We start from the raw sequence: 25,704 nt of genomic DNA on the forward strand, positions 1-25,704 counted from the left end.
CCGGCGTCCTGCCGGTTTATGGTGCTTTATAAATCACGTCGAACATCATGTCACCGGTCTGATCGGAGAACCGGAGGTTCTGGAACGTGAACACGCCTCCGCCCGGCGGAATGAAGTGGTGATGGGACATGTCGACGGCGATGTGGCCGAGCGCGGTTTGCAGCGCGGTATTCAGAGAATTGACGTTGTCGGCGACGATCTCGCCAAGCATCTCGAGCAAGGTGCCCTTGTTGATGCCGAGCAGCTTCGGAATCCAGGACATCGCGTTCTCGACTTTGCCGAAGCCGCCGGCCGATTCTTGCGACTGCAAGTCGCCAATGGTGTAGTTCAGCGCGGCATCGACGCTGAACGCCGACGTCCCGCCCGGCGTCGAGAGCGTGACGGAACCGCTGATCGCCCTGCTGCCGCTGGCTTCCAGACGGGCCGTCTCCATGCCGGCGGGGCCAAGCGTATGTTCGGTATATTTGAACGAGCCGTCGATGCTGCCGGTAATGGACAAAGCGTTGCGTCCGGGGACGATGGCGATTTCCAGCCAATACCCTCGCGAATCCACGACTTTCCGGTCCACGATGTCGGTGGACGTATGGGGCTTGGTGTTCGTTGCCGTGAAGCGGCGCTTCAAGCCGTCGACGATCGGCGCGACGCCCAGTACCTTCGTGAATTGCGGCATCAAATATTGATCCAGGAAGACCTCCTTGCGAATCGCCATCACGCCGGATACGAGCGCTTCGCTTCCGTCGATCATGCCGGGGCTGACCCAATCGCCGGTTAGTTTGAGCCGGGCCGCGCTGCTATCGCTTGGCAGGCTCCGGCCCGCGAACACGCCGAGGTAGCTGAGGGTCGCGGCATCGCCATTCGTCCAGTTGGCGTGCACGTCGAAGAGGAAATCCGTCATTGCGAAGGTCGGCGCCGGGTGCAGCGTATTGCGCCGGACGACGGTCCCGAGCATGAACTCGCCCATGTCGCCTTGCAGCAAATGATTCAAGCTGCTGAGCGCCTTGGTCCGCGCGGACGCGTTCACGTTCGCCGGAATGTTCACATTCTTGTTGTCCGCGAGCAGCAGGTCGACCTCGGTCAATTTCATGAACAAATATTCGATCGCAAAGACGCTGTCGGGCAAGCCGCTGCCGGCGATCAGCTGCGAGGCGACGTCATGCGCGTCGGGGTCGATGGCGGCCAGCGCCGCGAGGTCCACGGGCTTCTTATCCAGATCGGTAATGAAGGACACGCTCCAGTTCGAGATCTCCTGATCGGCCGCTTCTTCCTGATCCTCGTCGAAATAATGGACATGGCCGGACGCGAGGGTCAACGTGACCTTCACTTGGCCGAGCTTGCCGTTCTCGACGTTCAGGCTCACGTCGAGCGGGGCCAGAACGGCGGTCAGGCCGAATTTGGACGGAGTGCCGTCGTCTTTCAACGGATACAGGCTCAAGGTGTCGCTGAATTGTTTCCGGCGCTTCCATGCCTTCCAGGCATAGGCCATTTGGGAGTTGATCGCCTTCTGGGCAAGGGCGAGGCATAAATCGAAATCGGTCAATACGTTCGGGCTGTCTTTCATCGTTCATCTCTCCTTCTATGAATTCGGGTTGGTGATGCTTACGCGCTCTTCGTCCGGTCGATCGACTTGCTGGTCAGATACCCGGCATGGCTGAGGCCGAGCAGCGCCAGCAGCCCTTCGCTGACCGCCGGGAATTCCGTGATCGCGCCGGGTGCCCGGCTGCCGAACATTTGCAGCAGCAGCGCAGCGTAGCTGAGCGCGGCGACGAGCGTGAAGAAGAACATCTGCAGCTTGGCGATATCGACGTACGCGGCGTCCTTCAGCTCATCGCCCTTGAACAGATCCGTCCAAGACGCACCCTCAAAGTTCGGCCGGACGTTCAAGATGCCGTCGCTGCCCGCGACCGCGGCGGGCTGCAGCTTCGCCGCTTCGTCGTCCGCGACCGTCTTGGCTTGCTTGTTCATGTGGATCAGCGGCGTGGCGACGAGCGAGGTGAAGCTGATGCCCATCAGCGCCCACAGATGCCAATCCAGCGCGACGTTCAGTGCCTCCACGCTATCCGGCAGACCGTAGATGCGCAGCGAAGCTGCCGTGTAGTAGGCGGACAGCAGCACAATCGTCCAGAGCACCGTCTGAAACCGCGAGAGGTCCATCAGATTGCGTTCGTTGACGAGGAGCCCGAAGGGCTTGCCGGTAATGCGAAGGCTGACGATCAGGAAGAAGCAGGCCATCAGCAGAAGCGACGCGATCCACAGCGCGCCTTGTCCGGCGCTCATTCGTTCGTTCAAGTCCGCCGCCAGCTGCTGTTGGGCATCGGACAATACCGGCGCGCTGCCGCCTTGTGCGCTCGCGGCGGCCAAGATCCGGTTCGCTGCCGCTTTCATCACTTGTTCGTCGGCAGCCTCCTGCTCCGTCAGCACCTTCCCGAACAGCTCCCGGTCCAGCTGGGCGACCAGCTTCCGCGTCTCGGGCTTCGTCAAATTCGCGTGAACGAGGAGGCTGGGAAGCACGAGCATCAATACGATAATGCCGAGAAGCCCGACGAATCCGGTCAGTCCGACCTTTCGCGGCAGCGGGGAGAGCCGCAGTTCCGCCATCCGGTCACGCTCCTTCCACTTTGAAGCCGCCGCCGTCGCCGTTCGAGATATTCGTGTCGACCGGAATGCCGGCGACCTTCGCGCCGGACAGCTGCTTGATGTTCCACTGCTCGAACTTGCCGTAGCCGCTCCAGCCGCGCGATTCCGCGAGCCACGCATACCGGATGCCGGGGCTCCCGCCGTAGGCCTCGAGCATGCTGCCGCATGTCAGGCCCGATCCGTAGATGCCGACGTCATACCGGACGCCGGCCGCTTCTTCATCCCGGAAGGCATCGAGCACGCCGCGCATGTAATGGTTCACGGCGCCGGACAGGTCGGCATGCGACGCGTCGTAGTCGACCGTGAAATAAATCGGCGTACCGGCTGGCTGGCCGATCGAACGGGCGCAGCGGTGCGCGTCGCGTCCGTCCTTCTTGCCGGCTTCGTACGAGAAGTAGTCCGGCGACGTCGGGTAGCCGTTCTCCCATACCGCGACGACGTGCAGTCCCGCGCCCGACAGCGCCTCCGCTTCTTCGCGGGTCAGGTTCTTCCCCGGATTGTTCCGGTTGTAATACCGGCATACAAAATCGTAACCGGCTTCCTTGATGCTTCTTGCGAGCGATTGGCAATTGACCGTCGTATCGAGTCCTTTTCCCACTTGCGCTCCTCCTCTCGCGTTCCATGCGGGATTGGTCTTGCTACATTTGTTATACCGTGAATGACTGTCATGAAGGCAGTTACGCCCGTCATCGATTTTGTCATGTGACATAAAAAAAGCATCCGACCGTTTCCGGTTCGGATGCTAAATGAGATCGAAGCTTATGAAAGTGATGCTTATATGAAATTAGAGCTTGCGAGCGCAGCGCTTACGGCCGCGACAGCCATTCCTGCAAGGCCAGGAGCGCCTTGGCGCGGTCGCTTACGCCGATTTTGGAATAGATCACGCTCACGTAATTGCGGACGGTTCCCTCGTGCATGAACAGCTCCTTGGCGATCTGCTTGTTGGTCTTGCCTTGGACCATCAGCTTGGCGACATCCCCTTCGCGCTCGGTGAGGCGGAGCTCCCGGCGGAGGCTGCCGCGGGCTTCCGCGTCCAGTTCGTCCTCCGTCGTCCGGCGCGCGAGGTTGGCAGCCAGCTTCGCGGCAATGACGGCCGGCATCATCAGCTTGCCGCTCGCGGCGTCGCGCACCGCTTCGATGAGCCGATGGCCTTCCATATCCTTAAGCAGGTAGCCGCTGGCGCCGTTCGAGAGCCCGTCGAGGATGTACTTGTCTTCGGCGAAGGTGGACAGCAGGAGAACGACCGTGTCCGGCGCCTCCTCCTTCAGCCGGCGCGTGCATTCGATCCCGTTCATGACGGGCATCTCGATGTCGAGCAGCACGAGGTCCGGCTTCATCGCGCGAGCCATCTCCAGCGCCTGCAGCCCGTTCTCCGCCGTCCCCGCCACCTCCAGGTCCGGCTGCAGCTCCAGGATCGTCTGAAGCCCATCGCGCATCAGGGCTTGATCGTCGGCGATGATCAGGCGCAGCGGCTTCATGGCAGCGCCTCCGATCCCGGAGCCGCGCCCGCTATCGGCAGCAGGATGTGCAGTTCCATTCCCCCTTGCGGAGCCGCCTCCAGGCATAAGCTGCCGTGCGCGAGCTCGACCTGGTCCCGCAGGGCGCCAAGACCGAAGCCGAAGGCAAGGGTATGCGGCACGAGACCGTCGTTGCGCAGTGAGAACGCGATGCGGCGGTCGCCGGGAGCGTAAGCGAGCTCGAAGCGGAAGCGCGTGCTCCTGCCGTGGCGAATGCCGTTCGTAAGGCCCTCCTGCAAGGCATGGCAGAGCAGCTTGACCTGGAAGAAGCTCAGCTTCGGCATCGGCTCGATCTCGCATTCGATGCGGACGCCGGCATGCGCCTCCGTGTCCCGGATTAGCCTGGCGAGGTCCCGCTGCAGGTCGACGGTTTCCCGTTCGTCCGCCAGCTGATGGACCGAGCTGCGGATTTCGTCGAGCCCTTTGCGGACGAGCTGGCTTGCCAGATCCATCTTCTCGGACACCCGAGCGGCATCGATGCCGACCAAGTGCTTCCCGGCTTCGAGCTGCACGACCGCGGCGGTGAGCGTGTGGCCCACGACATTATGGATATCCCGCGCGATCCGGTTGCGCTCCTCCAGGACCGACACCTCCATCATCGCTTCGTACGTGTCCCGGGTGGACGCCTGCAGCTCGCGCGCGCGCGCCTCCAGCTCCCGCGTCCGTTCGCGCACGCGCTGCTCGAGCGTATCGTGGGCGGCGGCGATGCTGTTCAAATACTTATACGTGCGGATCGACGTGTACACCGTGCTGAACAGCTTCGTACTGGTCAGCTCCGTCTTTTCTTTGTAATCGCTGATATCGTAGGACCGGATGACCGCATGCTCGGGCGCTTGCCCGGGCTGCCCGGTCCGCAGAATGATCCGCACCAGCCGGTTGCCCATTTGCTCGCGCACGAGCTTGACGACCTTCAGGCCGGCATCGTCTTCTTCCATGACGACGTCCAGGAGCACGACCGCGATGTCGGGATGCCGCTCCAGGTACGCGATCGCCTCGATGGCCGAATACGCGCTGAAGAACTGCAGTTTGCCGTCTTCGAACGTATGCCCCTCCAGCACCAGCTTCGTGACTTTATGAATATCCGGATCGTCGTCGACGATGAGAAATTTCCAATACAGCGCCGCTTCTTCTTCGGCGTCGTCGTCGGCGATCAATTGCAGCGCGTCGGACGCGTCGATCAAGCTATCGCTCATCCCGTTCCCTCCAATGTTGCGTGTGGTAACGGCAATACCAGTTGAAACGCCGTTCCGTGTCCTGCCACGCTGTCGCAGACGATCGTTCCGCCCCAGGTCTGCACGACCAGGTTATACACGACGCTGAGTCCGAGGCCGGTTCCGCCCCGGCCGCGCTTCGTCGTCACGAACGGATCGAAGATCCGCGGGATCAACGCCGGTTCGATCCCTTTGCCGTCATCCGCGTACGTCACGGTCAGCGCTTTCGCGTCGGCCTCGGCGCGAATGACGATCGTTCCTTCTGTACCGTCGTCGTAGGCGTGCAGCAGCGAATTGAGCAGCAGGTTGGTCATGATGTGATAGAACGCCCCCGGGTAGCCGATGGTCTCGAGCGACGGTTCGATGTGCAGCACGACGCGATGCCCGCTTGGCTTCAGCTTCGGCGAGATGCTTAGCAGGATCTCCTCCATGTACGCTCTTACATTGAAAGAGCGGCGTTCCTCGAAGGTCTGGTCGACGGCCACCTGCTTGAAGGCGGCGATCAACCGTTCGGCTCGCCGCAAATTGGCGAGCAAGATGTCGGCGGTTTCCGAGGATTCGGCCAAGTACGCCTCCAGCTCGCTCTTGCGCAGCGGGCCTTGGCCGTAACGCGCGAGCAGCGCCTTCGTTCGCTCGGCGAGATGGGACGAGGCCGTCACGCCGATTCCGATCGGGCTGTTCATCTCGTGCGCGATGCCCGCGACCAGCTCGCCCAGCGAAGCGAGCTTCTCCGCCTGAATCAACCGGCTGCGGGCTTGTTGAAGGGAGGCGAGCGCTTCCTCGAGCTGCTCGGTCCGTTCCTTGACGCGGCGCTCGAGCGCGCGATTCCAATGCGCCAGCTGCAAGTGGAGCCGAATGCGGGCCAGCAGCTCGCGCTTGACGACCGGCTTCGTCAAATAATCGTTCGCGCCGGCGTCGAAGCCTTCGATCACGTCGACGTCCAGCGGCTTCGCGGTCAAGAAGATGACCGGCAATTCGCCGGCCGAATACCGTTCGCGGATACGCGCGCACAGCGCGAAGCCCGACATCCGCGGGAGCATGACGTCCAGGATCGCGAGGTCCGGCTTGAAGCCCGATTCGAGGCGAATCATCGCTTCCTCGGGATCGGCGGCTTCGATCACCTCGTAGCCGTCCATCGTCAAGTGATTGCGAAGCACCTGCAGATTGACCGCTTCGTCATCCACGATCAGGATGCGCGCGCCGGAGATACGGCCGCCGTCCTCCTCTTCCGCTCCCCGGTCGCGGATCGCATCCGCGTCCGTGAAGTCCGGATCCGCCGGATTGGCGGTCCCGCCTTCCGGGCTTCTGCCGGCCGCTGCCGCCTGCGGCGCCGGCGCCGATAGCCGGGCCGCCGGCCGGGGAAGCGTGAACACGACGCAAGTTCCTCCGTCCGGCGGCGTCTCGATGCCGATCGTCCCGCCATGCAGCTCGACGAGCTTCTTCGTGACGGCCAAGCCGAGCCCCGTTCCTTCCCGCCGGATGCCGCCGGCTTGCTCGTAGGCGTCGAACATGCGCGCCCGGACCGCCTCCGGGATGCCGCTGCCCGTATCGGTTACCCGAACTTCGACGGCGTCTCCCGCTTCGGACGCCGATACCGCGATGCGGCCGGAATCCGTGAATTTGACGGCGTTGCCGATCAGGTTATGCAGAATCTGCTGCAGCCGGTTCTCGTCGGCCGAGACGTTCAGCCGCGCCGGTACGTCGTTCGCCAGCCGCACTCTTCGGCCGCCCAGCAGCGGTTCGCTTAGCTGCAGCACGACGTCGACGGCGCTCCGCAAATCGATATCCGTACGGATCAGCTGCAGGTCCTTGTGCTTCAGCTGGGAATAATCCAATACGTCCCCGACGAGCGCAGCCAGCCGCCTGCCGCTCGACACGACCAGCTGCAGGTTATGCACGGCTTGCTCCGGAAGCTTGCCGGCTACGCCGTCGATCAGCGATTCGGACAGCCCGATCATGCCGTGCAGCGGCGTCCGCAGCTCGTGCGACGTTTGGGCCAGAAATTCATCCTTCGTCTTATCCATCGCCAGGAGCCGGCTGGACATCCGTTCGACTTCCGTGAAGGCGCGCACGAACCGCCCCGCCAGAATGAGCGACTGCATCGCGATGAAGATCAAGAGGCCATACGGAGTGAGCGATCCGAGATGGGTTTTCTCGCTCATATACAGGAAATCGTGAACGATCGTGCCGGACAGGCCCGCAAAGCCGATCAAAAACGTCAGCGTGCCCGCCTGGCGATCCCGCATCGCCCGAATCAGCACGCACAACGTATACACGATGAGGGCGCAGGCCAGCAGCTCGAAAGGGATGAGCAGTTTGTCGTACCACCGCTGCGGCGTGAGCAGGCAGAACAGCGTGGCTGCGCCTCCGGTCAGCTGCACCGCAACGACGATCGGCCGGGCGAAGTAACGGGGGTACAGCGAACGCACGAACGTCGTGATTATAATGCTGCAGAAGAAGAACACGGCATAAGGGACTTTGCAGAACAGCTCCCAGTTCATGTCCGGGAACCAATTGTAGATGTAACGATCGTTCACGAACAGAATGCGGATGGCGACGAACAGCGAGAATAGCCCCAAGTAGAGCGCGGAATGCTCGCGGCGCCGCAGGGCATAGAGCACAAGATGGTACAAAGCCATGATCGTGCACGCCCCGAAGGCGATGAACGTCCCTTCCATATTCCGCCGGTAGAGCGCTTCGATCCGCGCGTACGAGCCCAATTGAATGGCGTTCTGGAAGCCGCTCTTCGTATAGCTGTAATTCGCGAGCTGAACGACGATCTCCAGCTCCTGCCGGCCCGGCTCGACGCGGAATGGCGCCGTCTGCACGATCTGCCGCGCCACCGTGGTCCCCTTGTCCGTACCCACCTGGCCCGCGGAGGCGACGAGCTCGCCGTTGACCCAGATCCGGTAGGCGGAGAAAATGTTGTTCACCTTAAGGGCCATAACGCCGCCCTGGGGAGCCGTCCGCACGTTCAAGCGCAAGGTCGCATAGCCGTCGGCCGGATAATTCGCGCCCGCCGCATGACGATTCCAATAGCCGGGCGCCGTAAAATATCCGGTTGGCTGCGGGGCGCTGCCGCCGCGAAAGTCGTCCGGCGTTAATAACGCCGACCAGTAGAACGCCCATTCGCCGTTCAGGGCCGCGACCCCGTCCTGCCGGGCATCCCAGCCCGTCAAATCCAGCATGCCGCGATCCGCCCGGGGGGACGAAGCCGGCTCCGCGCCGGCCGGGCGCACGGCGCAGCCGGCCAGCCCGATCGCGAAGAGCAGGATCAGCAGCAGCAGCCGTGCGCTATTCGACATCCTGCAAGGTCAGCAGTTCGTCCGCGAGCGCGTAGCCGTCCGCGAGCGGGAGGTCGGTTCTGTCCGAGAGGTCGATCGGCCGGTAACTGTTCGACGGCATCGATCTGTCCATGATGCCAAGCCGCATGTACGTTTCCGTGACCAGCTCGCTGCAGAAGAAGCTCTTGTACCCCGCTTGCACGCGGAGCAGCTTGCCTTCGAGCAATTCGAACGCCATTCGTTCGAGCGAAGGGAACGACGCCTCGTGCACTTCCTCGATGAACGCCTTCAATTTCGCCAGCATGGCATCGTTCCGTTCCCCTGACAGCAGACGGAATGCGAATAGGGCGTCATAGCCGTCGCTGACGTCCGTGGCGATCCGTTCTTTGAGCGTGACGAGCATCGGCCCTGTCTTGATCCGGTGCTCCATCACGTCCTCGAGCGTCTGCGTCGTGGTCGACTCCCAGAGGAGCGGCTCTTCGAAGCCCGGCAAGCGAACCACCATCCCGATATGCGACCAGGGCGAGCCCTGCATCACCTCCACTTGGAGGGCCTCCGTAAAGATGCCGTGGCAGAACAGCAGATCCCCCGTCTGCAAGCTTCCTTTAATTTCATCGTATGTAACGCGTTTGGTTTTCATCATTTTCCTCCTCGGTACGATGGAAAAATACGTGCATTGACTTCTTCATTGTAGCAAATCTTCCGCCGGGCGTGCAGAGCGCAGCGGCAAAAAACCTTGACCCCCGCCGAAGCGGGAGCCAAGGTTATGCCATGCAGATTTGAATATTGCGTAAGAAGCCTGCGGGTCCCGGCAAAGCCGCCGGCGCTACTTCCGAGCCGCCGCGGGGAGCGGGCACGACAGCGCGATGTCGGCATGCGCGGCCTCGTGGCGGGAGCCGTCCGGCAGCACGACCACCGCCGGCACGCCTGCGGGCACCTTGGCCAGCAGCGCGAAGCGGCCGTCCTTGATCTCCCAGCGGACCTGCACGCTGCCTTGGCGCGTCGGCACGGTGCCCTCGGCCCATTCCTGGCCCGCCGGCTTCGGCGCGATGCGGATCGCCGCGAAGCCCGGCCGTTCCGGCTGGACGCCGAGCGTCTCGGCCGCGTACTCGTGCAGCGGCAGCGCGCTCCAGGCATGGCAATCGCTCCGCTGATGGACCGGGTCCTCGACCCACGCCGTCAGCCCGAGCGCGATTTGATCCTTCCACGGCTTCCACAGCTGCTCGGTCCGGGCGTAGAGGCCCGTTTTCGCCAGCGCGCGGAACGTGTAGTGGCTCATGGAGAACGACGTCGCCGGCAGCTCCGCGCGCGCCAGCGTCCGCTCCAGCAAGCCGCGCGCTTCCTCGCCCTCGGCCGCCCCGGAGAGCACCGCCCAGATCTGCGCGTGCTGGCTGAACATCGGCACGTCCGGCCCGTCGCGGTACAGCTCCGCTGACGCGTCGTAGCACGCGCCGCGGATCGACGCGTTGACCGCGAGCGCCCGCGCGCGGTATTCCGCCGCCGTGTCCCCGCGGCCCGCCGCTTCGTTCAGCTCGGCGCCCTGCAGCAGCGACAGCGCGTACATGGCGTTATACACGGTGAGCGCCCCGTTATGCCGTGCGGGCGGCGCGCCCGCGTTGTCGTGCCACGCCGTCACCCAATCGACGAACGCCCAATACGGCTCGGGAATGTACCCGACGAGGCCGTCGTCCCCGACCCGCCGGTCGAACCAGCCGAGCACGGCGTCGATCGTCGGCAAGTAGCGGCGGACGAGCTGCCCGTCTCCGAAGTGCGCGTAATGGTCGTGCACCATCTGGACCCAAAACAGCGCGAACCCCGGAATCACCTGCCGCGACACGGACGGATAGCGGCTCTGCAGCATGCCCGACGGCATGAGCGAGCTGTGGAAATCGTCGATCGTCTTGCGCGCGAGCCGGTCGTCCCCGCTGACCGCGTACGTGAACAGCGCCTGCGACTTCGCGTCCATGATGTACTGCATCTGCTCGTAGTACGGCGTGTCCTCGTACGTGTCCTGCATGCAGCCGCGCAGCGTGTTCAAGCTGATGCGCCACATGTCGTCCGTCAGCGGATCCGAGCTGCGCACGGCGCCGAGCTCCTCGAGCGGATAGCCGGTCTCGCGCCAGCCGAGCCGCGCCACGGTCAGCGGCGCGTCGCCCGCCTGAATGACGGCGCGGACGAACCGGAACGCCCGGCGGCCCATCGGCTCGTACGTCTCCGGCTCCCCGGACGTGCCCCAGCCCGCCGGGAAGAACCGGTCGTCGTTGCCGGTCAGCGTCTTGCCGGCCATGTCGTCGCGGACGGCTTTCCGCACGCCGCCGTGCAGCTCGGGCTGCGCGAATTCGTAGGCTTCCGCGTACAGCAGCTCGATCCGGCCGCCGCGCCCGCCCTGCACCGCCAGCTGGACGTAGCCCGTCGTCAGCCGGCCCGCGTCCAGCTCCAGCGCGACGGTCTCGCCCGGCTGCACCGTAAGCGGGAACAGCCCGCCGGCCGGGCTCTTCTCCTCGGCCGCGAGGCCTTCGGCGCGCATGAGCCGCGCGAAGTCCTGCTCGGTCTCCCGCAGCGGCGGAATCGGGCGCGGCGTCAGCTGCCACGGCATCAGCTGGCCCCAGAAGCGGTCCAGCGGCGCGAGCGGCCGCGCGCAGACGTCCCACGCGGAATCGTCGAATCCGGCCTCGCGCCAGCCGGCCGGAATCCGGTCGCCGCGCACTTCCTCCGTCCCGCCGACGAACAGCGTCTTGGTCTCCCGGCCGATCCGGACCGCGTCGCACGGCAGCAGCTTCCACGAGGCATCCGTGTCCAGGGCTGCCAGCGCCGAGCCTTGCTTGTCCTTCAGCTGGCCCTGCAGCCAGAGGCCCCCGGCGTCCGCGCGCCATTCCGACAGCGGGCCGCCGTCGGAGCCGCCGCCCGTCAGGAGGCTCGGATAATGCACGACTTCGACCGCGATCGCGTTGTGTCCTTCGCGCAAATACGGCGCCAGATCGACCGTATCGTAATAATGGCGCCAATTGTCGCCTTTACATGGGCCGCGCAGCACGAAGGTTCCGTTGACGTACAGGCGGTACTTGCTGTCGGCGGTCACGTCCGCCAGCAGCTCGGCCGCGGCGGGATCGGCGACGTCGAACGTTTTGCGGTACAGCGTTCGCTGCTGCATCCGCTCTGACACAAGGCCGGAGCCGGCGTCCGGGCGAATCCATTTTGCCGTCCAGGCATGCTGATGTTCCATCTCGCACCTCTTCCTTCCGTATCCAAAATGAAAGCGCTTGACATTTCTATTATAGAAAGTTACAACGAAGGAAAGCGGGGTTATCGATTCAATGAAAGGGCATATCGGTTCAGTTCGATCGAGGGGGGACAACGCGAGATGGCGGAGAAGCGAAAATTCACGCACGCGCAGCTGATCCGGCCGGACGAGGGCATCCGCGTGCATCTGCTGCATAACGGGCTGTACCGGTCCGTCGGCGCGCACGCGCACGATTTCGTGGAGCTGCTGTACGTCCGTTCGGGGAAGGCGATCCATCGCGTGAACGACAAGACGTTCCGGGCCGGGGCGGGCGACGCGTTCGTCATCCAAGCCGGCGACACGCATTCGTTCGAGCCGATCACGCCGTATTTCGAATGGATCGACTGCCTGTTCCTGCCCGCGTTCGTCGATTACGACGTGCGCTCCCTGCTGTCGAGCCGCAAATATTTCTCCGGGGACGGCATGGAAACGGACTATCTCATGCAGGCCATGCTGCGGGAATACGAGGCGAAGAAGCCGGCCTATCTGACCAAGCTCAGGGGGTACATGCTCGCGCTGCTGGCCGAGCTCGGGCGGCAGATCGAGCAGCGCGCGGACCTAAACTACGGGAGCCGCAAAAAAATACGGCTGCTGCAGGAGGCCGTCGAATACGTGCACCTGCATCACCGCGACAAAATCACGCTCGACACCGCCGCTGCAAAGCTCGGCATCAGCCGCAGCACGCTTAACCGGCTGTTCCGCGGCCACGCGAACGACAGCTTCGCCGGCTTCGTCAACGCGTACCGGCTGGAGCGCTGCGGCCGCCTGCTCCGCGCCGGCGACCTGTCCGTCCGCGACGCGGCGCTGGAATGCGGCTTCGCGGACGTGAAGCATTTCCGCACGCTGTTCCGGCGGCGGTTCGGCATGACGCCGGGCGAATTCCGGCGCGCGGCGGCCGACCCGGCGGAGGTTCCGGGCGAGCCCGGCCGGCTCTGATCCAGCCGGCGCAGGCCCGATTGCCGGGCGAACTGGCGGGCGCCGCGGGCGCGCGCGGGAACCGGGCGGCTCCGGCGGACGGGGGCGACAACAGGCCGCCGCCGGACGCACGGACGGGCGCGCGGCCAGGTGCTTCGCGCGATCCGCGGCGGCCGCACTGCTGGGCCGCGAGACGAGACGCGAACAGCCCCGGCACGGAGCCGAGGCTGTTCGGGATGTCGCGCCGGCCGCTTATCCCGCGGGCGGATACGCCTTCGTCCACGTATGGTCCTTGCGCATGACCGCGTCCGATTTCAGGAAATAGGCATGTCTCGCCTGTCCCGGCCGGTCCGGCAGGGGGTCGTCCCAAGTCGTGTCCATATGGTACCACCGGCCTTCCGCCTTCACGAGGTTCCACACATGGCTGCCGGAGTCCACGCGGCCTTCCGCGATCCGCGTCTCGATGCCGGCGAGCTTCAGCATGCGGTACGCCAGCAGCGCATAGCCCTGGCATACCGCGGTTCCGGCCGCAAGCGCGTCGTAGGCGGTGTAATGCCGCAGCGCCGTGTCGTACGCGACATGCGCGACGATCCAGTCGTGGATCGCCCGGACGCGCTCCCGTTCGCCGGCGGCGTCCTTCAGAATCGCGGGCAGCACGCCGCGCAGCCGCTCGTCCACCCGCGCCGTCTCGGCCGCGGTTTCGCGGTACGCGACCTCCACGCGGACGTCGGCCGCCGCGCCGCGCCGGCGGATCGTATACAGATAAGCGTCCACGTTGTACGCCACATAATCGTCCCGCGCGAGCGTCTCCTTCAGCAGCGCCGCAATGCCCGCGGACAGCTCCTCCCGGTCGCCGGCATACGCGAAGGCGATATCGGTCTTGCGCTGTTCCAGCTCCGCGTAGATCGCGTCGCCCATCTGCTCCAGTTCCGTGTAGATCGCGCCGCCCATCTGCCCGGAGGACGCCGCGCCGATGCGGTTGCCGTCGAATCCGAGCCCCGCGAACAATACCGATGCGGCCAGCGCGATACGGCCCAATCGCCGCAGCATGCGTCCTCCCCCTTTCGACTCCGTTCCATAGCATGTCTCTCTACTATGTATGCCCAGAAATTGGGCGATCCGAACATGCCGGGCTATACGAGGTTCCCCTATTAGGCGTTCGTTTCGCTTCCCGATTCGATCCTGAGCCGCGAGATGGAACGCGCGGTCCATGCGGCGATACCCGCGCGCATTGCGAACTGGTTCCCGGCCGCTGTCCTGGCCCGGCATCCATCCCCGGAGGCCAATGTCCTTCCATGGCGAACATACAGACAACTTCCTTTCCAGCGACATAGGATATAGGGAATCGAGCGAGAGAAAGGAGATGAAACGAGATGAGCTATATGCACCCATATAACCCAACCCACGTCATGGGCGCCGCCGATGCACATTTCTGTCCCGACTGCCCGACCCAATCCGTTTTCGATCCGCCGGTCACGCTGTACGAAAACTACTACCACCCTCAACTGGTCAACGTCATCCAACAGGTAGAGGTCGTCAAACAACATCACTGCTGCCCGGTCTACCACAAATCCTACGTGTTCACCGAGAAGGACGTCATGGTTCGCGGCGGCAAACGCGCCACGATTTCGTCCAAATCGTCCGCTAAAAAACGTTCCAAAAAACGCTGATTCCGCCATCTCCCCAGACGTCCTACCGAACGCTGCAGCCGTACCCGTGCACGCTCCTTCCTTCGCAGCAGCCATCGCAGCGAGAAGCCCGGCGCCCCCGCGCCGGGTTTTTTCGCGTTATCGGCAGGCTCGCGCGGGGCTGCCGGTCTTCCGGACCGGTTTTGGCGCGCGGATTTGCATTTGCACGGCCCTTGCACTACAATCTTGGCGACGGGGCAAGCCAATCGCTCCCAGCATGCTGTCATCGTCCCTGCAGCTGCACGTTCCATTCCATCGTACAGGAGGTTATCGTTATGTCTATCGCACAGTCCAACGCAGCCGCTTCGGGCACGTATGCCGTCGGCGGCGATCTGTCCGTCAACCGGCTCGGCTACGGCACGATGCAGCTGACCGGCCCCGGGGTTTGGGGCGATCCCAAGGATCCGGACGAGGCCGTCCGCGTCCTGCGCCGCGCCGCCGAGCTCGGCGTCAATTTCATCGACACGGCCGACGCTTACGGGCCGTTCACCGCGGATTTGCTGCTTCGCAAGGCGCTGCATCCGTACAAGGGCGGCATCGTCATCGCCACGAAGGCGGGCCTTACCCGCTCCGGCCCGGACGTCTGGAAGCCGGTCGGCCGTCCGGAATATTTACGCCAGCAGACAGAGCTCAACCTGCGCCATCTCGGCGTGGAGCGCATCGACCTTATGCAGCTGCACCGGATCGACCCGAAGGTGCCGCTCGAAGAGCAGATCGGCGAGCTCGCCTTGCTGCAGCAGGAAGGCAAGATCCGCCATATCGGGCTGAGCCAGGTCGGCGTGGACGAGCTGAAGGCCGCGGGCGCCATCGCGAAGATCGCTTCCGTGCAAAATCTGTACAACCTCTCGAACCGCGAGTCCGAAGAGGTGCTGAACTACGCGGAGGCGAACGGCATCGCGTTCATTCCGTGGTTCCCGCTCGCCACCGGCGCGCTCGCGAAGGAAGGCGGTCCGCTGGACGCTATCGCCAAAAAATACGACGCGAAGCCGTCGCAGATCGCGCTGGCTTGGCTGCTGAAGCGTTCGCCGGCCATGCTGCCGATTCCGGGCACGTCGAGCGTGGCGCACGTCGAGGAGAACATCGCCGCCGCCGGCGTCGCGCTCTCGGACGAGGACTTCGCCGCGTTGTCCGCGCTCGTGAAGTAGCCGCGCGTCCGGGCTGGCGCTCGCGAGTCTCCTCGCGGCCGCCGTCCGCGCGGCACCGCATGCTAACGGCCGTTCGGGCTTCCCGCCCGAACGGCCGTTTTTTTGCTGCTGCCGCTAATTGTTCGCTGGATGCCGCCGCCGTAGGACCCGGCTGCCGGCAAACCGGCGGCCAAGGCCCGGTCCCCAAGCCTCCGACATACCGTCCTCCTGGCAAGCCGCAGCCGCTCATCGCATCCGAGGTGCCGTTGCCCCGGATTCCGCGAGTCTCGAGTTCATGTAGGTTACTGGATCACCTTCTTGCCCGGATTCTTCGACTATTCCCGCCAGGCAGGTTACCAAATCACCCTCTTCATCCAAACCACAATGTACTCCGCACCATGCAGGTGATCTCGCCGCCTTCTCCTGCCAAAACGCCCCGTCCCATGCAGACTGCCCCGCATCTACCGCCAAATTAACAAGACTGCCCCAACCTCGGGGCAGTCTACTCCGGGCAGGCGCGCAATCCGGCGCCCGACGGTCATTCCGTCGGAATCGCCAGCAGCGATTCCGCGAGCGGCCTGCGGCCGTTCGGCACCTCGCGCTCGCGCAGCGTGTCGTCCAGCGATTCTACATCCCCGCGGTATCCGAGCGCGATGACCGCGTGCAGGGCGATCCGCTCCGGCGTGCGGAGCGCCTCGCGCGCTTTGGCCGCGTCGAATCCGCCGACGGCGCGGGTCGACAGGCCGAGCAGGTTCGCCTGCAGCGCCAGGATGCCCCAGGCGGCGCCGGCATCGAACGCGTGCGCGCCGTTCGGGTTGCCGTTCTCCCGGAGCCGGTCGGAGGCGAGCAGCAGCAGCACCGGCGCCTTGTCGGTCCACAGCCGGTTGCCCGGCAGAATGAACGAGCGGAACACCTCGTGCTCCGCCTCGGTGCGGGCGACGTAGAAGCGCCACGGCTGCCCGTTGCCCGAGGACGGCGCCCAGCGGGCGGCCTCGAGAATCGTGTGCAGCGTCTCGTCCGATACCGGACGATCCGCGTACGCGCGCGGCGACCAGCGGTTCAAAATAAGCGGATGGACGGGATAGTCCGGCACCCGGTTCGCGGCCACCTCCGGGCTGTACGAATCGGCGGCGCCGTTTGCGTTTGCGGGCGTAGTCGGGGTTGTCATCTCTCTTGTCTCCTCTCCATAGTAAAACGCTAAGCCTCTCTAGTATAAATCACGTTCGCGCCGGCCAAAAGGTTCGTCCGTCCGATACGCGCTCCAATGCGATGCGCGGCCCGGCATGCGCGCCGGGAACCTAGCCATGCGCGGCCCGGCCACGCGAGACGGCGCCCGGCGATGCGCCGATCCGAACACATAAGAGCCGGCTAACCGCCCGCCGCCCGACGAACGGCTCAATCGAGCGCGAACGCCCGCTGCAAAAACGTCTCCGTCGCCTCGAACGCAAGGTCCAGCTCCGGCGTCGTGCCCGCGTACGGATCGGCCGTCCCGAAGACGTGGTCGCCGCCGATGTCCGGTACGAACGACTGCGAGGGCGCCGCCTGCTGCAGCTCGCGGTTCTGCGCCAGCAGCCGCTCGTGATCCCGGTCGCCCTGCACGACGAGCCTTAATCCGGAAATCGCGTCAAATTGGTGAAATAGCAAAATGTGTGTCCGGGATCGCGCAACCTTAGCGCATCTATGAGAAGTGCGGCGGCGTGGGGCGAGCAGCTCCCCTTTTCTGCGCACCGGACTCTCTGCTTTGCGGACTAGATAGCTGAACGCCGGATTACGCGGACACAGGAGCCGTTATTTCGCCGAATTCAGTAAATTTTGGCGTTTCGCGGACACAGGCGCGCTTATTAGCCTCGATATCCGGCCAAACAACCGCTTTGACATGCGATAACGGAACGTGTGGCCGCTTAATCAGGAAAACGAGTCAAATTTGTAAAATAGCGGAACGTGTGGCCGGGATCGTGGAGCATTAGCGCATCTACGCGATGTCATGCGGCAACACGGCCGGGCTTCACAGGCCTGCACAGGTACAGCGCCGCGACAGCCGCCACGCGCCCCCGGCGCCGCAAGGCAAAAAAGCCGGCCAAGGTCACCATACATGACCTTGGCCGGCTCGCGCCGCCCTACCGCGCGCCCGCATCCGCGCGGGCCGCTCCCACGCCCGCTCCCGCAGCGCCGCCAAGCATGCGGCGCCGGCGTCCATGCTGCCGAGCGGCCAGCGCGCGTCGCCGTAGCCGCCGTGGAAGTCCGAGCCGCCGGTGACGAGCAGGCCGTATTCGGCCGCCGCCCGCGCCGCGCGGCTCCGATCCTCCTCGCTGTGCGACGGGTGCAGCACCTCGAGGCCCTGCAGGCCGCAGTCGACCCATTCCGGGATCGCCTCGAAATTCCCCAGCTGCCCGGGATGCGCCAGCACCGGAATGCCGCCGGCCGCGAGCACGGCGCGGATCGCGTCGCGCGCGTCGACGTACTGCATCGGCAGATGCGCGATGCCGGACTCGCCATTCTCCCCGCGGGAGAACAGCCGGCGGTACAGCTCGCCGAACAGCTGCTTGGCGCAGCCGCGGTCGACGAGCGCGTGCATGATATGCTGCTTGAACGCGGCGCCGCCTGGCCCCGCATGGCGGAGCACGTCGTCCCACGCGATATCGTAGCCGGCGGCCGCGAGGCGCTCCGTCATCTCGTACGACAGCCGGGTGCGGCGTTCGACGATCGGATCGCACAGCGCCGCCAGCGCGGGATGCGCCGGGTCGATGTACAGGCCGAGAATATGCGCCCGCCGCTTCCGTTCGTAGTCGTACGCGGAAATTTCGATGCCCGGCACGATGTCCACGCCGAGGCTCCGGCCGAGGCGCGCCGCTTCCGCCACGGCTGCCGTCGTGTCGTGATCCGTGATGGCCAGCGCCGCGATCCCCGCCTCGGCCGCCTGCCGCACCACGTCCGCCGCGCCGAAGGTGTTGTCCGACGCGTTCGTATGGCAGTGCAGGTCGACTTTGCCGAGCGGCCCGGCTTCGGGTGCCGCCGCCCCGCCGCGGCGGTCCGGCATCGCAGGCATGCCGCTCATCGGCCCGCTCCTTCCATCTCGGCATGCGCCCGCAAGCTTGCGCCGAGCACCGATCCCTGCGGCAGCAGGGACGCCGTCCGGCCGATCAGCTCCGGCCAAGCCGGCTCGTACGCCTCGCGCAGCTCATGGACGAACGTCCCGCGGAAATGCGGCGCCAGCGCCGCCGCGATGTCGCGGAACGGCACCTCGCCTTCCCCGATCGGCATGTGCATGTCGCCCCGCCCGTGCGGGATGAGATCGTACTGGTTCTTCTCCAGCGAGAAGTTCGGCTGGCCGAAATTATCGTGGACGTGCAGATGGAACACATGGGGCGCCATCGCCGCCAGCTCCTCCAGCGGATCGAAGCCGTACATCCGCGCGGCGAGCAGCAGGTGCCCGGTATCCAGCGTCAGGCCGATCGAGCCGTGGCCGATCCGCAGCAGCTGCTCCGCCAGCCGGGACGGCCGGACAGCGTAGCAGTAATGCGGGCAGTCGAGGTACGGGCGCATGTTCTCCATGCCGATCCGGACGCCGCGCATCCGCGCCAGGTCGCCCGCCAGCCGCAGCTCCTCGCGCTCCTGCTCCAGCAGACGCTCCTCCGCCTCCGCGGAATACGGCCGCCATTCGTGGCGGTACAGCAGCTCCTCCTCGCCGACATAGCGGGCAGGGTGGTACGCCATCGCGGTCGCGCCGAGGGCGCCGCTCGCTTCGATCGCCGCCAGCAGCACCTGGCGGTCCTTGGACAGCCCCTCTTGGCGGAACAGATTGATTTCGAACGGGGCATGCGTCGTCACCCGCAGCGAAAACTGCTTGAACAATCTGACGTACCGCTCGAGCCGCGCCTCCAGCAAGCGTCCGTTCACGATCACGTTCATGCCGTGGATCGGAATTTCGACCGACCGGAAGCCCAGCTCCTCGATCTTCGCCAGCTTGGCTTCCAGCCGCTCCGGCGCGTTCACGAGGTCGTTCGACAGCAGGCCGACGCCCATCGCTTCAATATGCATCCTTTAAGCACATCCTTCCCTACTTTGAAGAGACTGCCATGCTTGGGCGGTACGCCATCTGACACACGAGATTGCCCCCCGCGAACACCTTCTCGGTCATCGGCCGGCCGCGGTGCAGGCCGACGAGCAGGATGTCCGCCGCCTTGCCCGCTTCGAGCGAGCCCGTCAAGCCGTCGATGCCGAGCGCGATCGCCGGATTGCGGGAGACCAGATTGACCGCATACGGCAGGTCATAGCCGAGGCCGTGCAGCAGGAACACCGACTGCAGCAGCGACGGCGGGTAGTAATCGGAGCACAGCATGTCGACGACGCCCGCTTGAATGGCCTCCAGCGCCGACAAGTTATTGCTGTGCGAACGGCCGAGCAGCACGTTCGGCGCGCCCATCACGACGTGCAGGCCGCGGCGCTTCGCTTCGGCCGCCACCTCCATCGTGATCGGGAATTCGCTGATCGTCGCGCCCCATTCGCCGACGCGGTCCAGCTTCTCGAGCGTATCGTCGTCGTGGGAGGCGAGCGGAATGCCCTGCGCGCGGGCCAAAGCCGCGAGCCGGATCAGTTCGTCCTGATCCACCTTCGGGAAATTTTTGCGTTCCTCCAGCTGGCGGAGCACTTCCGCTTCGGTCTTGTTCTGCTTCTCCATGATGTACTTGACCTGCACGTCCGGCTGCCGGTACTGCCCCTGCCCCGGGGTGTGATCCATGAAGGACAGCTGGTCGATATCACCGTCGGTCAGAAAGCGTTCCACATAGGCCGCGCCCGGCACGTTCGTCATCTCGAAACGGACGTGGACGTTATGCCGCAGCATGTGCTTCTCGCGCTTCAGCTCGCGAATATTGCGGACGTACTCGCGCACGCTGGCGTTCTTCCGCGCTTCGTTGCTGCGGTTGTCGCCCCATAGGCTGAAGGAATGGTAAATCGTCGTCACGCCCTGCCCCGCCAGCTTCCGTTCCAGCTCGTAGAAGGAAATATCCATCGGCAGGCAGCTCGTCGGACGGGGGAAAATCTCGTGCTCGATCGCGTCGCTGTGCGAATCGATCATGCCCGGCAGCACCCAGAGGCCCGAAGCATCGATATCCCCCGGCTGCGCCTGTCCGGCCGGACCGGAGCGCACCTCCGCGATCGCGTCGTCCTCGATCGTCAGCGTGCCTCCGCGGATGACGCCGTCCGGCGTCACGATGTTGCCGCCGCAAATCCGTTGCGTACGCTTCATAGTTTGTTCGCTCCTCCTCATTCGCTTGCTTGCCGCCCGCGGGCGCCGCCGGCGCCCGGCAAGGCTATTCGGTCCGCGCCGCCGCGGCCTCGCGCTCCGGACGGACCGCCGCGCCGCCGGCGCGGCCGATGTCCACGATGTCGTCGGCGACCTGCTCCATGACGTCCCAGTCGTGGAAAATGCCGACCATCGTCGTGCCTTCGCGCTTCATGCCCCGCAGCATCCCGACCACCGCGGCCGTCGTGTCGCGGTCCAGCGACGCGGTCGGCTCGTCCAGGATCATCAGCCGCGGCCGCACGATGAATGCGCGGGCGAGATTGACCCGCTGCTGCTCGCCGCCGCTGAAGGTGGCGGGGAACGCCTGCCACAGCTTCCGCGGAATGCGCAGCGCCTCGAGCATCGTCTCCGCTTCCCGGCGCGCGTCCGCCGGGGTCCAGCCGAACGGCAGCAGGCGCTCCGCCACGACGTCGACCGCCGGCACGCGCGGAATGACCTTCAGGAATTGCGAGACGTACCCGATCTCACGTTCGCGGAGCCGGATCATTTGCCGCTCGTCGGCCTGCGCCAGATCGACGCGGCCTTCGTGCAGCGACTCGTACCAGATCTCGCCGGAGCTCGGCATGTACGTTCGGTAGATGCATTTCAAGATCGTCGATTTGCCGATGCCGCTCGGACCGGCGATGCCGAGAAACCGGCCCTGGCCGATGCCGAACGACAGCCCTTGAATCGGGTTCACCTTGCCGGCCTGCGAGACGTGAAGCTCGAAGGACTTGCTTAGATTAACAACCTCCAGCATATGCGATGCCTCCCCTACAGCAAGGAGTGAACCAGCAGCTGCGTGTAGGCGTGCTGCGGGTCCTCCAGGATTTGATCGGTCAAGCCCATCTCGATGATCCGTCCTTGGCGGAGCACCATCGTCCGGTCGGCGAGCATGCGGATGACGCCGAGGTCGTGGGAAACCACGATCATCGCCACCTTCAGCTCGCGGCGCAGGCTGCGGATCAGGTCGAGCACGCGTGCCTGCACGGACAGGTCGAGCCCCGTCGTGACTTCGTCGAGCAGCAGCAGCGGCGGATTGTTGGCCAGCGCCTTGGAGATCTGCACCCGCTGCTGCATGCCGCCGCTGAAGCGCTTCGGCGCTTCGTCCATCCGGTTCAGCGGAATTTCCACCCGGCCGAGCAGCTCCATGGCCCGCTCGCGGATCCGGCCGACGTGGAAGCGGTCGGCGGCGAACAGCTTCTCGGCGATGTTGCCCGAGCTCGAGTACGACATGCGCAGCCCGAGGTAAGGGTTCTGATACACCATGCCCATGACATGATTGCGAATATATCGTTTCTGCTGCGCCGATTCCGTCAGCAGATTGCTTTCCCCGTTTTTGTACGTCGAGATGAACATTTCCCCGGAAGTCGCTTCTTCGTCGAAGTACAGGCTGCGGACCATCGTGCTTTTGCCCGAGCCGCTCTCGCCGACCACGCCGAGAATCTCGCCCGGATAGAGGTCGAAGTTCATGTCGATGCAGGCCATGACCGTGCCGCACTGCGGGCAGCGGTTGCCCGGGAAGGCGGCGTCCGGCGCCAAGCAGCGCGCGCAGCCGCCGCCGAACCGTTTATTCAAATTCCGGACTTGCAAAATCGGGCGTTCGTCCACGGCAGCCGCGTCCCGCGCGGCAGCAGGACCGAGGTCAAGCGTGGATGGTTGCGGCATGGGAATCCCTTCCTTCCGTCGTTTTCCGGCAGTAGGCCGTGTCGGAGCATTGGTGGACGATCTCGCCGGTCGCGCCGTCCGTCACCTCGTCGAGGAACGTATGGGCGCTGCCGCAGCGGCGGCACGACTTGCCTTCGAAGCGCTCGATCTCGAACGGATAATCCTCGAACTGCAGCGGCACGACGTCGGTATACGGAGGCACCGCGTAGATCTTCTTCTCCCGGCCCGCGCCCAGCAGCGTCAGATGCTCGGCCTGGTGCAGCTTCGGGTTGTCCCAGCGGGGAATCGGGCTCGGCGCCATGATGTAGCGGCCGTGCACGAGGACGGGGTAGTCCGCGCCGAGGGTGATGCTGCCCCATTTGACGATGCTCTCGTACAAGGTCAGCCAGATCGCGCTGTAATCCATCTCCGCGTGCAGCCGGCGGGTGTTGCGCTCGCTGCGCTCCACCTTGCGGAGCGGCTCCGGCTGCGGCACCTGCAGCACCAGAATCTGTCCGGCGCGCAGCTTGTCCTCCGGCACCCGGTGGCGCGACTGGATGACGCTCGCTTCCTCCGCGTCCTCGGTCGTGGCGATGCCGCTCGTCTCTTCGATCAGCTTGCGGATGCTGACGGCGTTGACGCTGTCGTCGTTGCCTTGGTCGATGACCTTGACGACGTCTTCCCGCCCGATCAGCGAGAGCGTCAGCTGCAGGCCGCCCGTGCCCCAGCCGCGCCCGATCGGCAGCTCGCGCGAGGCGAACGGCACCTGATAGCCGGGAATGCAGACGGCCTTCAGCGTCTTGCGGCGAATCTCTCGCTTCGAGCCTTCGTCGAGAAAGGCGAAATTGTACGCGCGCTCAGGAAATGCCGGGAGCTGCGCCGGCCGGTTGTTGCTGCTGTTGTCCATCTTCGTATTCCTCCTTCCGTTCCTTCGCGACCCGTTCCTTCTCGCGCTGCGCCTGGCGGATGCGGTCGAGCGACGACTGGAACGTAATGTAGTGCGGCAGCTTCAAGTGCGAGACGAAGCCCGTCGATTCCAGGCCGTCGATGTGCGTCAGCACGAATTCCTCGTCCTGCGCCGGCGCGGTCCCTTCCGTATCGAGGCTGCGCTCGAGAATCGCCATGGAGATCGCCTTCAGCTCGTTCTGCCCTGTCACGAGCCCGTAGCCCATGACGAAATGCACCTCGCCGGACGACGCGTCCTGCTTGAACGAGTTGATCGTCTCGACCTCCGTCGCCAGCAGCTCGCCGAGATACAGGCGGTCCTCCGGGTCGTCGCCCGCGCCGTACGGGTGGTCGATCGTCACTTCGGCGTACCCGACGCGCAGCTCGCCGATCGTCGGATGCACCGCGCCGTAGCCGCGCATGGAGCTGTACGCGAGCGCCGTCATCGCGCCCGTCTCGCCGCGGGCCAGCATCTGCAGCCGCGCCGAGCGGGAGGCGGGCAGGATCACCTTGCGCCGCGTCACGTCGAACGGCTCGGTGTCGCGCGCCGCCCTCAGCGGCGGCATGAGCCCCTGCTCGCGCAGCAGATCCGCAACCTTGCGGAATTCGGGCTCCTCGGTCAGCTCCCGGCGTTCCGCCTGCAGGAAGCGGTCCAGGAACGCCCGCGCGTCCTGCGCGCCTTCGCGGCGCAGGCCGAAATGGAGCAGCCGGTGCGTGTAATCGTAGGTCGGCCCGAGCACCTGCCCGCCGGGCAGGTCGCGGAACGACGAGGAGATGCGCCGGATGACGCGCATCGACGACGTGTCCGTCACGCGCGAGACGTGGTTGCGCGCCAGCGTGGACCGGTACGCCCGCAGCAGGAACACCGCTTCCGCCGGATCGCCTTCCGCCTGCTTCAGCGCGAGCGCGGCGTATTCCGGCGCGTACAGGCCCGCTTCGCCCATGACTTTGTCGATCAGGAGCCGCAGCTGCTTCTCGACCGCGCCGAGCGGCAGGATGTCCTCCGCGTCCTTCAGCCGGTAATAGTGGTTCAGTTCGCTAGCTTGTTCGATGGCTTCTCTTCCGCCCGTTACGGCTACGTATGCCATGATGCCTCAACCTCCTTGATCCGATTTGGACGATGCGCGCGTCGTGCGCGGCAGCGCGGCCAGCTTGCCGGATGCGGTGAACAGCACCGCGTCCGCGCCGAGCGGATATTCGGCGTTCCAGACGGCCCGGCGCGCCAGCCATGCCGCGTGCAGGCCGGTCACGGCCAGCGTCCGCTCGCCCGGCACGCCGGGACCCGACAGCGCGAGGCGCATGCCGTCCGCGGCGGCGCCTTCCTCGGCTTCGGCCGTGTCCGCCAGGTCGTCCACCAGCAGAAACACGGTGGCACCGCGCTCCGGCTCGGCCAGCGTGCCGACGCCGACCGCGTCCGCCCAAGCCGGCGGCGCCGTGCGCCCGTCGGCGAACAGATAATCCGCGCACGCCGGCTCCGCCGGCCGCGCGAACGTGTGCATGCGGATGAACGCGGTCAGCCGCTCCTTATCCTCGAGCTCGGCCGCGAAGCGCACCTCGCTGTCAAGCAGCGTCAGCGCGATGACGGCGGCCAGCCGGCTGTCCGGCTCCAGCTCCGCGGTTCCGGCCGTCAGACGGCGCGCCGTCTTGACGGTGCCCGGCTCGGCGAATGCGTCCAGCAGCTCGCGATAGAAGAGCTGCGTATCGTGCACGGGGTCGAACAGCGTCTCATTTTGCGCGGTCATACGATTCCTCCATCGTTTCGAATTCCACCTTCGTGGCCAGCGTCAGCTCCTGCTCCTTCAGCCGCCGCTTCAGCAGCTCCCGCTCCTCCGCGAGAAGCTGCGCCTCCCAGCCGTGCGTCTCCGGCAGCTGCCGGTTATACGCCGCGTCCACGACCGCGAGCCGGTAAGCCAGCTCGGGCCGGTCGCCCATCAGAATGCCGTAGCCGAACGTGCCGTCGATCGAGACGGTGCACTCCGTCACGAGCACTTCGGTCAGGTAGAACGGCTCCTGCGACACCGAGTCGCGCGCTTTCGTCAGCACGAGGCTGTTCTCCGGCGCTTTCACGACGGCGACGTCGTAGCGTTCCAGAATGTCGCGCGCCAGCCGGTCCGGCAGCGACGGCGAGCCTTCGATCAAGATGCGGGTGATCCGGTATTTTTTCATCGTTTGCCC

Annotated in this window: 23 protein-coding genes; 3 read left to right on the plus strand and 20 right to left on the minus strand. The window is 65.2% G+C overall.

Annotated features, from left to right (window positions below):
• Positions 1–16: 16 nt before the first annotated feature.
• The 8 genes from ACFPB1_RS11195 to ACFPB1_RS11230 all read right to left on the minus strand — a co-directional run bounded on the left by ACFPB1_RS11195 (position 17) and on the right by ACFPB1_RS11230 (position 11,869).
• Positions 17–1,558, minus strand: coding sequence for a hypothetical protein (locus tag ACFPB1_RS11195; protein ID WP_379225106.1), 1,542 nt, complete (start codon positions 1,556–1,558; stop codon positions 17–19).
• 38 nt (positions 1,559–1,596) lie between these two features.
• Positions 1,597–2,595: a hypothetical protein gene (locus ACFPB1_RS11200; protein ID WP_379225108.1), complete on the minus strand. Its 999-nt coding sequence runs from the start codon at positions 2,593–2,595 to the stop codon at positions 1,597–1,599.
• A 4-nt stretch (positions 2,596–2,599) separates the two neighbouring features.
• Positions 2,600–3,232: a DUF1906 domain-containing protein gene (locus ACFPB1_RS11205; RefSeq protein ID WP_379225110.1), complete on the minus strand. Its 633-nt coding sequence runs from the start codon at positions 3,230–3,232 to the stop codon at positions 2,600–2,602.
• A gap of 208 nt (positions 3,233–3,440) precedes the next feature.
• Entirely contained in the window at positions 3,441–4,112 is a 672-nt protein-coding gene (locus tag ACFPB1_RS11210) for a response regulator (RefSeq protein WP_379225112.1), read from the minus strand.
• Entirely contained in the window at positions 4,109–5,344 is a 1,236-nt protein-coding gene (locus ACFPB1_RS11215) for a histidine kinase (RefSeq protein ID WP_379225114.1), read from the minus strand. Before ACFPB1_RS11215 ends, ACFPB1_RS11210 begins: the two co-directional genes overlap by 4 nt.
• A complete protein-coding gene (locus tag ACFPB1_RS11220) occupies positions 5,341–8,667 on the minus strand; it encodes an ATP-binding protein (protein WP_379225116.1) in 3,327 nt (1,108 codons plus the stop codon). The genes ACFPB1_RS11215 and ACFPB1_RS11220 overlap by 4 nt, the downstream gene beginning before the upstream one ends.
• A complete protein-coding gene (locus tag ACFPB1_RS11225) occupies positions 8,657–9,286 on the minus strand; it encodes a hypothetical protein (RefSeq protein ID WP_379225118.1) in 630 nt (209 codons plus the stop codon). Before ACFPB1_RS11225 ends, ACFPB1_RS11220 begins: the two co-directional genes overlap by 11 nt.
• Positions 9,287–9,472: 186 nt before the next feature.
• Positions 9,473–11,869, minus strand: coding sequence for an alpha-L-rhamnosidase C-terminal domain-containing protein (locus ACFPB1_RS11230; RefSeq protein WP_379225120.1), 2,397 nt, complete (start codon positions 11,867–11,869; stop codon positions 9,473–9,475).
• 138 nt (positions 11,870–12,007) lie between these two features.
• Between ACFPB1_RS11230 and ACFPB1_RS11235 the strand changes: the two genes are divergently transcribed.
• Positions 12,008–12,862, plus strand: coding sequence for an AraC family transcriptional regulator (locus ACFPB1_RS11235; RefSeq protein ID WP_379225122.1), 855 nt, complete (start codon positions 12,008–12,010; stop codon positions 12,860–12,862).
• 231 nt (positions 12,863–13,093) lie between these two features.
• Here the strand turns inward: ACFPB1_RS11235 and ACFPB1_RS11240 are convergent, their stop codons facing one another.
• Positions 13,094–13,891: a transglutaminase domain-containing protein gene (locus tag ACFPB1_RS11240; RefSeq protein WP_379225124.1), complete on the minus strand. Its 798-nt coding sequence runs from the start codon at positions 13,889–13,891 to the stop codon at positions 13,094–13,096.
• A 323-nt stretch (positions 13,892–14,214) separates the two neighbouring features.
• On the opposite strand from ACFPB1_RS11240, the gene ACFPB1_RS11245 reads away from it, so the two are divergent.
• Together ACFPB1_RS11245 and ACFPB1_RS11250 are read left to right on the plus strand one after the other, a co-directional pair.
• Complete coding sequence (locus tag ACFPB1_RS11245; protein ID WP_379225126.1) at positions 14,215–14,511, plus strand: hypothetical protein; 297 nt, start codon at positions 14,215–14,217, stop codon at positions 14,509–14,511.
• 293 nt (positions 14,512–14,804) lie between these two features.
• Positions 14,805–15,674, plus strand: a complete 870-nt coding sequence (locus ACFPB1_RS11250) for an aldo/keto reductase (RefSeq protein WP_379225128.1) — start codon at positions 14,805–14,807, stop codon at positions 15,672–15,674.
• Positions 15,675–16,191: 517 nt separating this feature from the next.
• On the opposite strand, the gene ACFPB1_RS11255 is transcribed toward ACFPB1_RS11250, so the two are convergent.
• The 11 genes from ACFPB1_RS11255 to phnG all read right to left on the minus strand — a co-directional run bounded on the left by ACFPB1_RS11255 (position 16,192) and on the right by phnG (position 25,695).
• Complete coding sequence (locus tag ACFPB1_RS11255) at positions 16,192–16,821, minus strand: nitroreductase family protein (protein ID WP_379225129.1); 630 nt, start codon at positions 16,819–16,821, stop codon at positions 16,192–16,194.
• Positions 16,822–17,048: 227 nt separating this feature from the next.
• Positions 17,049–17,297 carry a hypothetical protein gene (locus ACFPB1_RS11260; RefSeq protein ID WP_379225131.1) on the minus strand — a complete coding sequence of 83 codons (249 nt, stop codon included), beginning with the start codon at positions 17,295–17,297 and terminating at the stop codon, positions 17,049–17,051.
• Between the two features lie 439 nt (positions 17,298–17,736).
• Entirely contained in the window at positions 17,737–18,708 is a 972-nt protein-coding gene (locus tag ACFPB1_RS11265) for a PHP domain-containing protein (protein WP_379225133.1), read from the minus strand.
• Complete coding sequence (locus ACFPB1_RS11270; protein ID WP_379225135.1) at positions 18,705–19,691, minus strand: sugar phosphate isomerase/epimerase family protein; 987 nt, start codon at positions 19,689–19,691, stop codon at positions 18,705–18,707. Before ACFPB1_RS11270 ends, ACFPB1_RS11265 begins: the two co-directional genes overlap by 4 nt.
• Positions 19,692–19,710: 19 nt before the next feature.
• On the minus strand, positions 19,711–20,901 hold the full coding sequence (locus ACFPB1_RS11275) for an alpha-D-ribose 1-methylphosphonate 5-triphosphate diphosphatase (RefSeq protein WP_379225137.1): 1,191 nt from the start codon (positions 20,899–20,901) through the stop codon (positions 19,711–19,713).
• A gap of 64 nt (positions 20,902–20,965) precedes the next feature.
• The gene (phnL, locus tag ACFPB1_RS11280) at positions 20,966–21,697 is read right to left on the minus strand and encodes a phosphonate C-P lyase system protein PhnL (RefSeq protein ID WP_379225139.1); all 732 of its coding nucleotides are present in this window, start codon (positions 21,695–21,697) and stop codon (positions 20,966–20,968) included.
• A gap of 14 nt (positions 21,698–21,711) precedes the next feature.
• Entirely contained in the window at positions 21,712–22,605 is an 894-nt protein-coding gene (locus ACFPB1_RS11285; RefSeq protein WP_379225141.1) for an ATP-binding cassette domain-containing protein, read from the minus strand.
• Positions 22,583–23,491: an alpha-D-ribose 1-methylphosphonate 5-phosphate C-P-lyase PhnJ gene (locus ACFPB1_RS11290; protein WP_379225143.1), complete on the minus strand. Its 909-nt coding sequence runs from the start codon at positions 23,489–23,491 to the stop codon at positions 22,583–22,585. The genes ACFPB1_RS11285 and ACFPB1_RS11290 overlap by 23 nt, the downstream gene beginning before the upstream one ends.
• Positions 23,442–24,617 (minus strand): carbon-phosphorus lyase complex subunit PhnI, encoded by a 1,176-nt coding sequence (locus tag ACFPB1_RS11295; RefSeq protein WP_379225145.1) that lies wholly within the window; start codon positions 24,615–24,617, stop codon positions 23,442–23,444. Before ACFPB1_RS11295 ends, ACFPB1_RS11290 begins: the two co-directional genes overlap by 50 nt.
• 6 nt (positions 24,618–24,623) lie before the next feature.
• Positions 24,624–25,271, minus strand: coding sequence for a phosphonate C-P lyase system protein PhnH (gene phnH / locus ACFPB1_RS11300; protein ID WP_379225147.1), 648 nt, complete (start codon positions 25,269–25,271; stop codon positions 24,624–24,626).
• Positions 25,255–25,695: a phosphonate C-P lyase system protein PhnG gene (gene phnG, locus ACFPB1_RS11305; RefSeq protein ID WP_379225149.1), complete on the minus strand. Its 441-nt coding sequence runs from the start codon at positions 25,693–25,695 to the stop codon at positions 25,255–25,257. The genes phnH and phnG overlap by 17 nt, the downstream gene beginning before the upstream one ends.
• Between the last annotated feature and the right edge of the window lie 9 nt (positions 25,696–25,704).

It is taken from the genome of Paenibacillus sp. GCM10023250 (assembly GCF_042653205.1).
Taxonomy (GTDB): domain Bacteria; phylum Bacillota; class Bacilli; order Paenibacillales; family Paenibacillaceae; genus Paenibacillus_Z.